This is a genomic window from Pseudomonas sp. B12(2026) (genome assembly GCF_057767015.1).
Window position 1 is genome coordinate 3,767,501 of record NZ_CM173430.1, and the last position, 13,298, is coordinate 3,780,798.

Below are 13,298 nucleotides of genomic sequence, written 5' to 3' on the forward strand. Positions count from 1 at the left end.
TAACCGTTGACCAGCACCCGCCCGACCTTCTCCTCCAGCAGGGCCAGCAAGTCGCCCGCCTCGGCGAGCTCCGAAGGCTCCCCGATCAAGGTGGCGGTCAGTTGCCCGCGCAACCCGGCCAGGGCCCGATGCAGCTCGTCACGGTCCGCCACTTCGACCACCACGGTGGCCGGGCCGAAAACCTCTTCCTGCAGCAGCTCGCCCCCTTCCAGCAACAGGCGCACATCGGCCTTGAACAACTGCGCCGACGCCTGCGGGCCATCATGGCTGGCGGCGCTCAGGCGCTGCACGTGCGGGTGCGCCTCCAGTGCGTGCAACCCTGCCGCATAGCTGGCCAGGGTGCCACGATTGAGCATGGTCTGCGCAGGCTGGTCGTCCAGTTGCTGGCGCAAGGCCTCGACGAAAGCGCTGAACGCAGGCGAACGCAGGCCGATCACCAGGCCGGGGTTGGTGCAGAACTGCCCTGCCCCCTGCACCACCGACGCGCTCAGTTCGCGGGCGATGGCCTCGCCACGTCGGCGCAGTGCCTCGGGCAGGAGCAGCACCGGGTTGATGCTGCTCATCTCGGCAAACACCGGGATCGGCTGAGGACGCGCCGCCGCCAGGTCGCACAGGGCCCGGCCGCCCTTGAGCGAACCGGTGAAGCCCACCGCCTGGATCGCCGGGTGGCGCACCAGGCGATCGCCGACGCCACTGCCGAAGATCATGTTGAACACCCCGGCCGGCATCTGCGTGCGACGGGCCGCGCGCTCGATGATATCGGCCACCTGTTGGGCCGTGGCCATGTGCCCGCTGTGGGCCTTGACCACCACCGGGCAGCCCGCGGCGAGCGCGGCCGCGGTGTCGCCGCCGGCGGTGGAGAATGCCAGCGGGAAATTACTGGCCCCGAACACCGCCACCGGCCCCACGCCCAGGCGGCACTGGCGCAGGTCCGGGCGCGGCAGCGGCTGGCGCTGGGGCAAGGCGCGGTCGATGCGCGCAGCGAGGAAATCGCCCCGGCGCAGCACCTGGGCGAACAGCCGCAACTGCCCGCTGGTGCGCCCGCGCTCGCCATTGATACGCGGCGCCGGCAAGGCGGTCTCGCGTCCGACCAGAGCGATGAAGTCGCTCCCCAGTGTGTCCAGTTCGTCGGCGATGGCGTCGAGGAAGCCCGCCCTGCGCTCCGGCGCCAGGGCGCGGTAGACCGGGTAGGCCGTGGCCGCGGCCTGGGCCGCCGCATCCACCTCCTCCTCGGTGGCCTGGTGGAAGAAGCCGGGCAGGCGCTCGCCGCTGTGCGCATCGATGCTGCTCAGCAGCACAGTGCCCAGGCCACTGCGGCGCCCGCCGATGTAGTTGTATCCGTCTGACATGGAAAATTCGCTCGCAAGAAAAAACCGGGATCACTTGATCGGCGAGAACGCCGCCGGCATCAGCAGCTTGGACTCCATGCGGATCAGCATGGGGAAGGCCTTGGGGATGAAGCGTTCGAGCCAGTCGGGGTCCTGGTAGAGCGCGGCGCGGCGGCGGATGCGGTCATCCAGGCTTTCATAGGCCCAGATGTGCACCACCTGGTTGAGTTCGCCGATCTCGGTGTACCACCAGCCGACCAGGGTGGCGTAGCGCGAGATCACCGGCAGGCCTTCTTGCTCGAAGTGCTCCAGGTATTCCTTCATCTTGCCGATGTGCAGGGTGTAGGTGCGCATTTCATAGAACATGGACGGGACTTCCTAGGCAGGCGCGCCCGCCGCCGGGCGCGCGGTGGGTGACGGGATTCAGAGGTTGCCGTGGTAGGCGTCGGTGATCAGTCGCTCGACATCGCGGGCGGTGGTCAGGCGCGGGTTGACCAGCACGTTGCCGCTGCGCATGGAGTCGCTGACCATCTGCGGCAGGAACTCCAGGTCCACGCCCAGTTCGCGGATGGTGGCGGGGATGCCGATGGCGCGGTTCAGCGCCACCACCCGGTCCACCGTGCGGGCCGCGGCCTGCTCCAGGCTCAGGCCGGTGACGTCGGCGCCCAGGGCGATGGCGATGTCACGGAAGCGCTCCGGGCAGGCCGGCACGTTGAACTTGATGACATAGGGCAGCAGCGCGGCGTTGGCGATGCCGTGGGGGATGTTGAAGACGCCACCGAAGGTGTGGGAGATGGCGTGCACGTTGCCCAGCTTGGACTGGGAGAACGCCACCCCGGCGAGGAACGAACCCAGCAGCATCTGCTCGCGGGCGGCCATGTCGGTGCCGACGAAGTAGCACGTCTCCAGGCTGCCGGCGATCAAGCGGATCGCCTGCAGGGCCATGGCCTGGCTGATCGGGTTGGCCTGGCGCGAGACGTAGGACTCGATGGCGTGGGTCAGCGCATCCATGCCGGTGGCGGCGGTGATCGCAGCCGGCAGTTTCAGGGTCAGCGCCGGGTCGAGGATGGCCAGGCGCGGGAACAGTTGCGGACTGATGATGACTGTCTTGAACAGCGTCTGCTTGTTGGTGAACACCGTCGAGGCGGTGCACTCGCTGCCGGTGCCGGCGGTGGTCGGGATGGCGAAGATCGGCAGCGGCGGGTTGACCAGCCGGTCGTAACCCTCGTAGTCGAGAATGCTGCCCGGGTTGGTGGCCATCGCCGCCACGCCCTTGGCGGTGTCGATGCTGCTGCCGCCGCCCACGCCGATCACCGCCCTGCAATCGCGCTCGCGCAGCAGGCCCAGGGCGGCATCGAGGACGTCGGTGCTGGGGTTGGCTTCCACCGCCGAGAACAGGTGGTAGTCGATACCCGCCTGCTCCAGGGAGGCGAAAAAGCCGCCCAGGATGCCGGCATCGATCAGGCCCTGGTCGGTAACCACCAGCAGCGCGCCCTGGATATGCGGCTTGAGCAGCGCACCGGCCTGGTTGGCAAGGCCCTCACCGCATTGGGTGAGGGTGGGGAAATGGAACTGGAAGTTGCTCATGGAAGGTCCTCAGGCACGTGGAGCCGCCTTGTTCTTGTTGAACCCGCCGTGAGTCGCGGCGGGCCGTGCCTGGGCAATCCTGAGGTGGCAGACGAACGCCGGATAATGAAAAGAGCTGATCCCGCAATAACGGCTGCTTATCGATAAGCCAGGGTTATCCCTGGATCAGCTCTTTTCATTACCTGCCGCCAGCCCGGGGCTCCAACAATCGGAGCGCACACAGGCCGCACAGACGATGGTGGCAGCGGGCAAGCCCGCAGCCGCAGGGTTCGGCCAGCGCATCTTCCGATAATCACAAGAACGAGCACCCCGATGAACACGACCTCCTCCCCGGCGGCCCTGGCGCTGGACGCCGACGCGCCCATGACCACGGTGCGCTGGCGCATCTTCCTGATCCTGCTGCTGCTCACCACGATCAACTACATCGACCGCGCCTCGCTGTCGGTGGCCCTGCCGCTGATCGCGCCGGAGTTCAACCTGACGCCGGCCCTGGAGGGGCTGATGCTCAGCGCCTTCTTCTGGTCGTATGCGCTGATGCAGATTCCCGGCGGCCTGTTGCTGGACCGTTTCCATACCCGCGGCATCATCGGTGCCGCGACCGTCGCCTGGGGCGCCTTCCAGGCCCTGGGAGCGGCCTCGCACCACTGGGTGGTGCTGATGCTCACACGCATCGGCCTGGGTGTGGCCGAGTCGCCGATCATGCCCGCCGGCGCCAAGCTCAACGGCTCCTGGCTCACTCCCAACGAGCGCGGCCGCGGCGCGGTGCTGGTGGACGGCGGCGCACCGCTGGGCAGCGCCCTGGGCGCGATCCTGATCTCCGGGCTGATCGCCTGGTTCGGGTCCTGGCGCCTGGCCTTCGTGATCGCCGGGGTGGGCACCATCCTGGTCGGCATCCTGGCCTGGAAGTACATCCGCAACCATCCCAGCGATCACCCGGGCGTCAACGACGCCGAGCTGCAACACATCACCGAAGGCAACGCCAGTGCCCACGCGGCTGTCGCCAAGGCCAGCATCCCCCTGCGCGTGCTGCTCAAGGACCGCTCGATCTTCGCCATGTTCGCCGGCTACAGCTGCATCCTCGCGGTGTTCTACGGCCTGCTGACCTGGATGCCCAGCTACCTGCACAAGGCCCACGGCCTGGACATCTCGGCCATGGGCTGGGCGACCTTCGTGATCTTCATGTGCGGCTTCATCGGCGAGATGGTCGGCGGCTGGATCGGTGACAGGTGGCGCAGCAGCGGCGCCTCGCCGAACCTGGTGATGCGCGTGATGTTCAGCGGTTCGGCGCTGGTCGCCGCGGCGTGCATCCTCGCCGCCGCCTTCGTCGCCAGCACCGGCCCGGTGATCACCCTGCTGTGCGTGGCGATGTTCTTCATCCGCTGGTGCGGCATGTACTGGTGCCTGCCGGCGATCATCGGCGGCCCGTCGCGTACCGGCATGCTGGGCGGGACCATGAACTTCTGCGGCAACATGGCGGGAGTACTGGTGCCGATCATCATTGGCCTGATCGTGCAGTTCACCGGCGAGTACTTCTTCGCGCTGATCTTCTTCGTTGTCGCAGCGTTGTTGATCGCGCTGTTCTCCAGCCTGATCGATTACCGCGAGCGGCAGTTCTGAGTGAACCCGGGGCTGCCGCGCAGCCCCGTTGCACCTATCCGGCGACCAACTCGTCCACCAGCAACTGCGCGGCATGGGACAACGGCGAAGCGATCCGGTGCACCACCCCGAACGGCTCGCTCAATGCCCGCAGGCGTACCGCCAGCGACACCAGCAGACCGCGCTGCTCGGCGAAGGCCGCCACGGCGCTGGGAATCACCGCCACCAGGGTCGGGTCTTCCTCCAGCAGCATGAAGGTGGCGAAGGTGGACGAGGTCTCCAGCGGGTAGCGCGGCACCTCCACCCCCGCCTCGCTCAACTCGCGCTCCAGGGCCTGGCGCATGGGCATGTTGGCCGGGTAGACGATCCACCGGTAGCGGCTCAGGTCTCCCACTTCCAACGCCTGCGCGGCGGCCAGCGGATGCTGCGGATGGGCCACCACCGCCAGCGGCTCCTGGGCCAGCTCCAGGAAGGCATAGTCCGACGCGTTGCGCCCCACGCCCGGGCGGCAGATCGCCAGGTCCAGGCGCCCCTCGTCCAGTTGCGCCAGCAGGTTGGCGCTGGTGTTCTCGGCGATCTCCACCGCCAGCTGCGCCTGCTTGCCCCGCAGCCGCCCCAGTGCCCCCACCAGCATCGGCATGGCACCCATGATGCTGCCCACCGCCAGGCGTCCGCCCTGCCCCTGCACGATCCCCAGCACCTCGTCGCGCAAATGGCCCAGGTCGCTGTGGATCAACCGCGCGTAGCGCACCACGCAGCGCCCGGCATCATTGGCCACCAGGCCGCTGGGCTGGCGCACGAACAACGGCACGCCGATGATCTCCTCGACCTCGCGCAACACCTTGGTCGCGCCGGGCTGGGAGATGGCCATGGCCTCTGCGGCCTTGTGCAGCGAGCCGCAGCGATCCAGCTCGATGAGCAGACGCAACTGGCGCAAACGCAGGCGGGAGAAAATGCTGTCCAGGGAAGGAATCATGCTGAGCTCGACCGGTGATGTTGCCGGCCACTATACGATCCGCCTTCACTCCCGACTGTTGACGACAGATCAAATAACCCTTGTCCTGCCGCCAACAATCGGGCGGCGAACGGCGATGTGATCAGACGGCTGAGCGGGCCGCTCGATTGCACTCCGGCGCGCCGGGCTCCTTGCCGGCGATGCCCCAGCCGGATGAGTCGCAGCCTCCGCGGGGCCTGGGAATGGTCAGCCGGCGAACGAGGCGCCCGTGCCGCTTCGACGCAGGCGCATCACCAGCCCCGCGCGCGACAGCGGTGGCGCCAGCCCGAAGCCCTGGCCGATCTCGCAGCCCATGTCGATCAGGCGCCGGCGCTGCGCATCCGTTTCCACGCCCTCGGCAACGATGTCCAGATCGAGCTCGCGCGCCAGCGACAACATCGCGCGCACCACGGCGCGGCTGCTGCCGCCCTGGTCGAGCGTGCGGACGAAGGCGGCGTCCAGCTTCAACTGGCTGAATGGAAACTGGCACAGCCGGGCCAGCGAGGAATGGCCCTGGCCCAGGTCATCCATGGCCAGGCCGCAGCCTATGCGCCGCAGCCGCTCCATGTTCGCCAGGAGGTGGTCCTGCTGCGCGGGCGTGCAGTTGTGGCCGCTCTCGACGACCTCGAAGGTGAGTCCCGAAGCGGGCAGACCGGCCTTCGCCAACCCGCCGAGGATATCGTCGACGAAGGCGGCGCCGGCGAGTTGGCCGGGCTGGACATTGAACGCCAGGTTGATCGGCAGCCCCCGGCGCAGCAGGTCCTGCTGCAGCGCGAGGCCCTGCTCGAACATCCGCGCGAACAGCCGGGCAAACAGCGCGTCGGCGTGGTGGTAGGTCTCCATCAAGGGCAGGAAGCTGGCGGGCGTCAGCAGGCCCAGTCGCGGGTGCTCCCAGCGCGCCAGGACTTCGGCCCCGCAGATGCAGCCGTCGCGCAGGTCGATCTTGGGTTGGTAGTAAGCGCGGAACGCATCGGTGGCGATGCCGTAGCAGATTTCGCTGATCGTTAACGCAGGGGTTTGCAGCGCCGGGCTCTGCGCCATGCCGATGTCGAAGTCGGCGCGACTGGTGTGTTTCACGGGGAGGGTGTGTCCAAGGCAGATGACGGGACGACATGATCGGGAGCCCGGCGTCTCCCTCCCATGAGACGGCTCTGTCATTTCGATCAGAAGAATCTGATTTTCCAGCAGGCCAGTGAACGACAGGGCTTGATCGGCAGTCGAGCGACTGCCGGCCAGGCCCGGCCTCAGGCAATGTTGTTGCGCTTGGCGAACTCCGCCAGCGCAACGAGGCTCGGCGCGTTGAGCTTGTGCATCAGCCGCACGCGATAGGTGCTCACCGTCTTGTGGCTGATCAGCAGGTACGCGGCGATCTCCTGGTTGCCCAGGCCACGGGCGAGCAGGCGCAGCACGGAAATCTCGCGGTCGGTCAGGCGTGCCAGCAGCGCCCTTTCCTCGTTGGCCTGGGCGCCGCCCTCACGCAGCGAAAGCAGCGCGCTTTCCGGAAAATAGGTGTAGCCCGAGAGAATGGCGCGCACCGCGCTGACCAGTTCGCTCAGGTTGCCGTCCTTGCAGACGAAACCGGCCACGCCGGCCTGCAGGCAGCGCATGCCGAAATTGCCCGAGTCGCTCGATGTCAGCACGAGAATCCTGACGTTTTGTCCGGCGGACTTCAGGTGGGTGATCACCGCGAAGCCATCGAGCCTGGGGATGCCAAGGTCGAGGATCAGCAGGTCGGGCTGCTGCTCGCGCACCGCCTGGATGCAGGCGGTGCCGGTGTCGCATTCGGCGACGATGCTGTGCCCCTCTTTTTCGAGCATCAGACGCACGCCGAGGCGCACCAATGGATGATCGTCGACGATGATGATTCGGCTCATGTGTTTCTTTCCTGTATGGCTCGTGCTAACCGCCGCCGGCGGACGACGCACCGGCGACCGGCGCCCCGTCTCCTGCCGGCGAGTCTTCGCACATCGTGGACAGATATCCCGCGCTCGGGCGGAACCCGGGCCCGTCAAAGGACGGTGCATGCTCGGCGAGTGTGCTCGACGCCTGGCGGCCGTCGCGTCGCACCTCCCGATATCGAGATTGGCGTGCAGGCTCTCGATTACCTCGCATCGGCCGCACCCCGCAGGCAGCTCACGGCCTGGCGCTCGTAGGCCAGCGCCTTGTCCGGCGGCTGCAGTTGGTAGCTGACCGTGCAGTCATCGTTGCCCCAGCGGACATCGATGCGGCCCTGCTCCTTGATGCCGAACACCAGCAGGCGGGACTGGTTGTCCACCATGCCGATCAGCTTGCCCTGCGCGTCGTAGGCCTGCGCGCCGAACGGCACCTTGCCGCCCTGGACCTGGCTCAGCTCGAACTGTACGCGCCGCCCGGATTCGGCCTCGAAGCGGGCCTTCACCACGGCCCCGCGGGTGGGGACCACCATCCTGGAGCTTTCCGCGATTTCCGTGCTGGTGCCGATGCTCGATGGATCGACGTTCAGCCAGTTCTGGCGGTAAGGCTGCAGGTAGGGTACCACGGCATAGCCGCGCCGGTCGGTGCGGATCGTCCGCGAGCCGTCCAGCGACACATCGGGCACCGAGGGCACCTCGACCACCGCGAAGGTCTCCCCGAGCGGCTGGCCCAGCGTCACGCCGCCGCCATGCAGCACCGCCGAACCGGAGGCGCCCAGGTCCAGATGCCGGCCCACGCGGTCCTGGTTGTAGTTGCCGGTCAGCCGGGCATCGGGCGTGTCCCAGCCGAGGCTGACGCCGCCGGAGTCGCCGCCGTTGCGGCTATGCCCCGCCTGGATGCCGTAGTTCACCGTATTGCTGTCGTTCAGGTAGCCCGAGACGCCGCTCTGCACGGTGAACTCGCCCTGCGACGACGAAACCGCGTTGGCGTAGGCGCGATGCGAACTGCCGGCCTTGCCCAGCGGAATGCTCAGCGACAGGCTGACCTGCCGGTCCGTGCGCTCGTAGGGGCCCGTCTCCCCGGTGTGCGACACCGAGAGGCTGTAGCTCATGTCCCGGTAGCTGCCGCTGTAGCCGACCTGCACCCGCCGGCTGTTGCCGTCCCGGCCCCAGTAGGTGGTGTCGCCCAGGCTGAGGAACATCGAACCGCGCGACAGGGGCTGGTTGATGTTCACGTCCAGGCGGTTCTTCTGCAGCGGGTAGTTGTCGAAACCGTCGATGCGGTCCAGGTCGTCCACGTGCTGCGCGAGCGTGCGGTAGCCGTCCGTGGAGTAGCGGTAGCCGACCATGGTGAAGGTGGTGTTGGTCGGGTAGAGCGTCTTCGAATACAGCAGGCGCGTGCTCTGCCCCCGCGTCGTGCTGCCCCGCGCGTTCGACTGGCTTTGCGTGACGTCCAGCGACAGCCCGCCCAGCGGCGTGTTCATGCCGACGCCCAGGTTGGTCGCCGTGTAATCCTGCGCGGCGAGAACGCCGCCGTAGCCGGTGAAGTTGTCGGACAGGCCATACACCAGCGTGCCCTGCAGCAAGTCCGGCTCCGCGCCGCCATAGCCGCGATACCGGCCGCCTTCGAGGGTGTAGCGCAGGCTGCCGCGCCGGACCATCACCGGCAGGTAGGAATACGGCTGGGAGAACTGGCGCACGCGCCCGTCCGCCTCGGTGATGCGGACGTCCAGGTCGCCGTTGGAACCGCTCGGGTAGATGTCGGTGATCTCGAACGCGCCGGGCGACACCGACGTCGAATAGATGATGTAGCCGTTCTGCCGCACCTCGACCACGGCGTTGGTCTCGGCGATGCCGCGGATGATCGGCGCGAAGCCGACCTCGCTGTCCGGCAACATGCCCAGGTCGGTGCCGATCTGCACACCGCGGAACGGCGTGCTCTCGAAGATCTCGCCCGAGGTGAACAGTTCGCCCAGCGCCGCCTTGCTGCGCAGGCCGGTGAAGTTGCGCTCCACGTAGCTGCGATTGCTGCTGAAATGGCTGCCGGTGCCGGTGCTGCCGGTCAGCGTCGAGTCGTTGCGAAAGCGCCAGCCGCCGATGTTGAAACCGTTGCGCAGGCCGAGGAAGTGGTACTCGCTGTTGTCGCCGTGGCCGTCGTTGCGGCTGTAGTTGGCCTGGTAATCGGTGTAGAGCGCCGACACGCCGTCGTCCCACAGCGTCGGGTCCACATAGCCGCGCGAGGTCCGCGAGACGTAGGCCTGCGGCATGCTGAGGTACAGGGACAGCGTATTGGCCTCGAACTCCACCGACGCGCCGCTCACCAGCGTGGACAGGTCCACCGGCGTGGCGTCGTCGGTTCCCGCCGGGAGGCGCCCTTCCTTCTCCAGCCGCGCGATATTGACGCCGATGGCGCGCAACAGCCCGAGCGGAATGACCGGCGACACCGCGCCCTTGGCGTCCGGGCCGAACACCACGGTCTGGCGCTTGAACAGCGACTGGTTCAGGTAGACATCGACATCGTAGCTACCCGGCTGCACGGAGCCGCCCTGCTCGAAGTAATGCAGTTCCACCGGCCCCTCGCCCTTGCGCAGGAAATCCTCGTTGAACTGCATGGCCTGCGCGGACGTGGGCAGTGCCGGCCCGAGCAGCGCCAGACAGACCACGCCGGTCGGCGCGGTGATCCTGATGGTGATGGTCATACCTTCTTCGCTGGCTGAATCACCTCCCGGCCTGCCAAAGCGCAGGCGCACGAACCCATCCCGCCTCGGAAGAGGTGGAGTGGCCGGGACGACGGGGGTGACGGGTTAACGGGAACGGAGGGTCAACCCAGCCGCATCAGTTGCCAGTGGTGCCGTCGCGCGGCTCGACGGCGCCGTAGTCGTTGATCGATTCGAAGTGGACCCGGACACCAGCCGCGGCGGCGCTGCCCGGCAGGTCCTTCACCTCGAAGCGGCGCGTGGCGGCCGGCGGGACCATGCCGGTGGTGGCGGCATAGTCCCGGCCGCCGCTCTGCACCCGGGCCGAGACCAGCGACACGTGGAAGGCGCTCGGATTGCTGACTTCCAGCTGCGCCCTGCCCTCGTGCGGGACCAGCCGCCAGCGCAGCTGCGCTGGCGCCTCCCCGGACGTGCCGGGCAGCCCGGCGGGCCGGAAGAACAGCTTGATGCGCTGGCGCACGGCCAACTGCAGCGTGTTCTCGCCCTCGGCCTTCTGCGGGATTTCCTGCACGTTGAGCCAGAACACGGATTCGCGGTCGGTGGGCAGGCCCTGCCCGTAGTAGAGGATGCGCAGCGTCTGCTGCTTTTCGCCGCCCAGGCGGCTCAGCGCGGGCGTGATGGCGAACGGCACGTCGGCCTTTTCTTCGTTGCTGTCGATCCACGACTGGATCATCACATCGGCCGGCGCGCGGTTGCGGACCAGGATGGACGCCTCCTTGGCCGGCGCGGCCAGTACCACGCGGGTGGCATCGAGGGTGATGCCGGCGAACGCGGCGGCCGAGGACAACAGCATCGATCCGGCCAGGACCAGCCCGGCAAAAGGGAAGCGTTTCATAGGCGATTGGGTTCGTTGGGTGGCGGCGACAACGGAAGGGCGAGCAGCCCTCCCGTCCCGAGAGGGGTTACTCGTAGGTGAGCGTGAACGGCAGGGTGCCGTTGGCGTCACCGGCCACGAGCGTGTCGCCGTTCGACACGTAGGCGGCGCGCACCGAAAGGTTGGCCGTGTACGGCGTGCTGCCGCCGCTGGCGGTGCCAGGGGTCAGTGCGGCGTCGAACGTCTCGCCGGCCCCCAGGTTCAGCAGCGTGCCATCGGCCTTGAAGATGCCGATGCCCACGCCCTTGGCCGCGCCGGTGGTCTTCAGCAGGTTTTGATTCTTAAGGTCCAGGCCCGTGCCACTGCCCGGATCGAAGGCCACCTTGACCTGATTCAGGCCTGCCGCGGCGGAGCAATCGAGGTTCAGCGTGATCGCCTCGCCGGCTGCAGCAATGTTGCCGGAAGTGGCGGTCGCGCCTCCCAACGAGTCCATGCTGACTTTGCCCAGATTGACGTTGATGACCGTATCGCCCTTGCTGGCGTCGGCGCCGCCGTTGATCTTGCACGAGGCGGCAGTGATCTCGCCGGTGAATTCGATCTTGCCGTCAGCCGCCATGGCCGTACTTGCCATCAGCCCGGCAGCCGCTGCGATGAGGAACTTATGCATCTTGTTGCACATGGTATTCGCCTTATACGAAGTTGATTTATGCCTCTTTTCAGAAGCGCGGCGAATTGTGCTGTTTTTGGACTTTTATATGGGAGCAGCACAATCCCAATGAGTTGTCAGATAAATCTGACGGTGCGCAAGGATTTATCTCCCAGCGATAAAACCCGGTTTCCAGCGGTTGAGTAGCCGGGGTGATTTGGAGTCCAATCCTTCGCTCGATGGAGTACGGAGCTGAACAAGCGTTTTTCGCAGAATGGGGCTTCGGTTACTTGCGTTAGGCGTATACCCGCATTTCAGCTCCCTATCAGGCGCACCCCAAAGGGACCTTGAGAAACTTCCCGCCAGTATCCAAGGAAGTTCCTATCCTAGCCTTGGGGAATCGCTGGCCTACTCGATGATTGCCGATAACGCTCGCAACCCGAGACAGAGAGAAATGAAGAAGTTTATTTTATTGCTTTTATTGGCTTTGGGCGGCCCTGTTTTTGCTGCTCCAACTTGCTCGTTCAAGGATTTCAACCTATCCATTCCCCCATTGAAATATGATCCGCCGCTGAACAGTGCCCAGCCCAGGATGCTCTCCCAAACTTGGCATACGCTATCCGGGCCTCAGGCAGTGTACTGCACCAACACCAGTTCAAGTTCCGCCTTTACTTTTGTGAACAACTTCCACGCCTCAATAAATGCAACCTCAAGAAGTTATAACTTCGAGGGCAAGGTATATGGCATTTTCTCCATCGCTGGCACGAAGGGCATAGGCATCATAATGGAGGCGGCGGAGATGAACGCAAGTGAATTCAAACCCTTCACGCCCCTCGGGACCGGGGATACCGCTACCGAGATAAGAACGCAGTCAGGCAACTGGTCGGGAGTCAACGCCAGCATTAAAGTCAGGCTCAGATTCTTAACTACAGAGCCTCCCAAAGCGGGCCAGATCATCATACCCAGCATGCAGGTGATGCAAACAGGAGCCCATTATGCCGAGGGGTACTTCGGGTTCGGCAAGATCACGACTTCGCCAACCTCTTTAGACGTTGCATTCCCGTCCTGCCAATTGAACGTGCCGCCGTCCGTGCCGTTGCAGCGGATCGATGCCAGCAAGATCAGGACCGCGGGAACAACCGCCGGGGAAACTCCGTTTCGGATAACCCTGAATTGTGGGCCGGGCTCGGTTGATTCAAATGTCCGATATACCCTGACGGACATATCTGATCCTAAAAACACAACATCCACGCTCGGCTTGTCGCGCGACTCGACGGTCAAAGGCGTTGCCCTCCAGGTGCTGGAGAATGGTGCCCTGGTCAGCTTCGGTCCCGACTCGGCGGCGGTCGGCAACACGAACCAACGGGACCTGGGGGTGATGAGCAAGGACGGCGGGCAGATCCGCAAGGAGCTGGCGGTTCGCTACCTGCGTACCAGCGAACCGCTTACGCCTGGCAAGTTGGTAGCCGGGGTATCGGTGACCCTGTCCTATCAATAAACCATGCCCCCGGGACAGACTGGGCGAGCGCCCTCCCCCGGGAAAGGCGCCGGCTTCACGGCATGGAACAGCAACACCTGCGGGATCGATCGGGGCCGCCCTCGCCAACGGGCCCGGTCGATCGGCCATGAGCGCATCCCACCGCGCTCCTGCCGGTGGCCCGCTACCATTCGTCAGCCGGTGACCCGGCCAGCGCGTCCCGCTGCCGGTGGCCTTGCGTTCGATC

The 13,298-nt window shown here is 66.2% G+C and carries 11 protein-coding genes (1 of these 11 cut by a window edge); 2 read left to right on the forward strand and 9 right to left on the reverse strand.

Features of this window, described 5'->3' with window-relative positions; all coding sequences use genetic code 11:
* The 3 genes in view from AC3B6A_RS17425 to AC3B6A_RS17435 are tightly spaced (at most 57 nt apart) and all read right to left on the reverse strand, a layout consistent with a single transcriptional unit that may run on beyond the window.
* On the reverse strand, nt 1-1,349 hold the 5' portion of the coding sequence (locus AC3B6A_RS17425) for an aldehyde dehydrogenase (NADP(+)) (RefSeq protein WP_488398458.1). Its footprint begins 226 nt before the window's first position; 1,349 of the gene's 1,575 nt are visible here — the first part of the coding sequence; its start codon is at nt 1,347-1,349; its stop codon lies beyond the left edge, outside the window.
* 30 nt (nt 1,350-1,379) lie between these two features.
* Nucleotides 1,380-1,694 carry an NIPSNAP family protein gene (locus AC3B6A_RS17430; RefSeq protein ID WP_488398459.1) on the reverse strand — a complete coding sequence of 105 codons (315 nt, stop codon included), beginning with the start codon at nt 1,692-1,694 and terminating at the stop codon, nt 1,380-1,382.
* Nucleotides 1,695-1,751: 57 nt separating this feature from the next.
* The gene (locus AC3B6A_RS17435) at nt 1,752-2,915 is read right to left on the reverse strand and encodes an iron-containing alcohol dehydrogenase (protein WP_488398460.1); all 1,164 of its coding nucleotides are present in this window, start codon (nt 2,913-2,915) and stop codon (nt 1,752-1,754) included.
* A 312-nt stretch (nt 2,916-3,227) separates the two neighbouring features.
* Between AC3B6A_RS17435 and AC3B6A_RS17440 the strand changes: the two genes are divergently transcribed.
* Entirely contained in the window at nt 3,228-4,532 is a 1,305-nt protein-coding gene (locus tag AC3B6A_RS17440; protein ID WP_488398461.1) for an MFS transporter, read from the forward strand.
* Between the two features lie 34 nt (nt 4,533-4,566).
* On the opposite strand, the gene AC3B6A_RS17445 is transcribed toward AC3B6A_RS17440, so the two are convergent.
* From AC3B6A_RS17445 to AC3B6A_RS17470, 6 genes are all read right to left on the reverse strand, one after another.
* Complete coding sequence (locus tag AC3B6A_RS17445) at nt 4,567-5,487, reverse strand: LysR family transcriptional regulator (protein ID WP_488398462.1); 921 nt, start codon at nt 5,485-5,487, stop codon at nt 4,567-4,569.
* Nucleotides 5,488-5,712: 225 nt separating this feature from the next.
* The gene (locus tag AC3B6A_RS17450; RefSeq protein ID WP_488398463.1) at nt 5,713-6,582 is read right to left on the reverse strand and encodes an EAL domain-containing protein; all 870 of its coding nucleotides are present in this window, start codon (nt 6,580-6,582) and stop codon (nt 5,713-5,715) included.
* 167 nt (nt 6,583-6,749) lie between these two features.
* On the reverse strand, nt 6,750-7,379 hold the full coding sequence (locus AC3B6A_RS17455; protein WP_488398464.1) for a response regulator: 630 nt from the start codon (nt 7,377-7,379) through the stop codon (nt 6,750-6,752).
* Between the two features lie 227 nt (nt 7,380-7,606).
* Nucleotides 7,607-10,096: a fimbria/pilus outer membrane usher protein gene (locus tag AC3B6A_RS17460; RefSeq protein ID WP_488398466.1), complete on the reverse strand. Its 2,490-nt coding sequence runs from the start codon at nt 10,094-10,096 to the stop codon at nt 7,607-7,609.
* Nucleotides 10,097-10,232: 136 nt separating this feature from the next.
* Nucleotides 10,233-10,949, reverse strand: coding sequence for a fimbrial biogenesis chaperone (locus tag AC3B6A_RS17465; RefSeq protein WP_488398467.1), 717 nt, complete (start codon nt 10,947-10,949; stop codon nt 10,233-10,235).
* 67 nt (nt 10,950-11,016) lie between these two features.
* Nucleotides 11,017-11,607 carry a fimbrial protein gene (locus AC3B6A_RS17470; RefSeq protein ID WP_488398468.1) on the reverse strand — a complete coding sequence of 197 codons (591 nt, stop codon included), beginning with the start codon at nt 11,605-11,607 and terminating at the stop codon, nt 11,017-11,019.
* Between the two features lie 421 nt (nt 11,608-12,028).
* On the opposite strand from AC3B6A_RS17470, the gene AC3B6A_RS17475 reads away from it, so the two are divergent.
* Nucleotides 12,029-13,072, forward strand: a complete 1,044-nt coding sequence (locus AC3B6A_RS17475) for a fimbrial protein (RefSeq protein WP_488398469.1) — start codon at nt 12,029-12,031, stop codon at nt 13,070-13,072.
* The last annotated feature ends 226 nt before the right edge of the window (nt 13,073-13,298 follow it).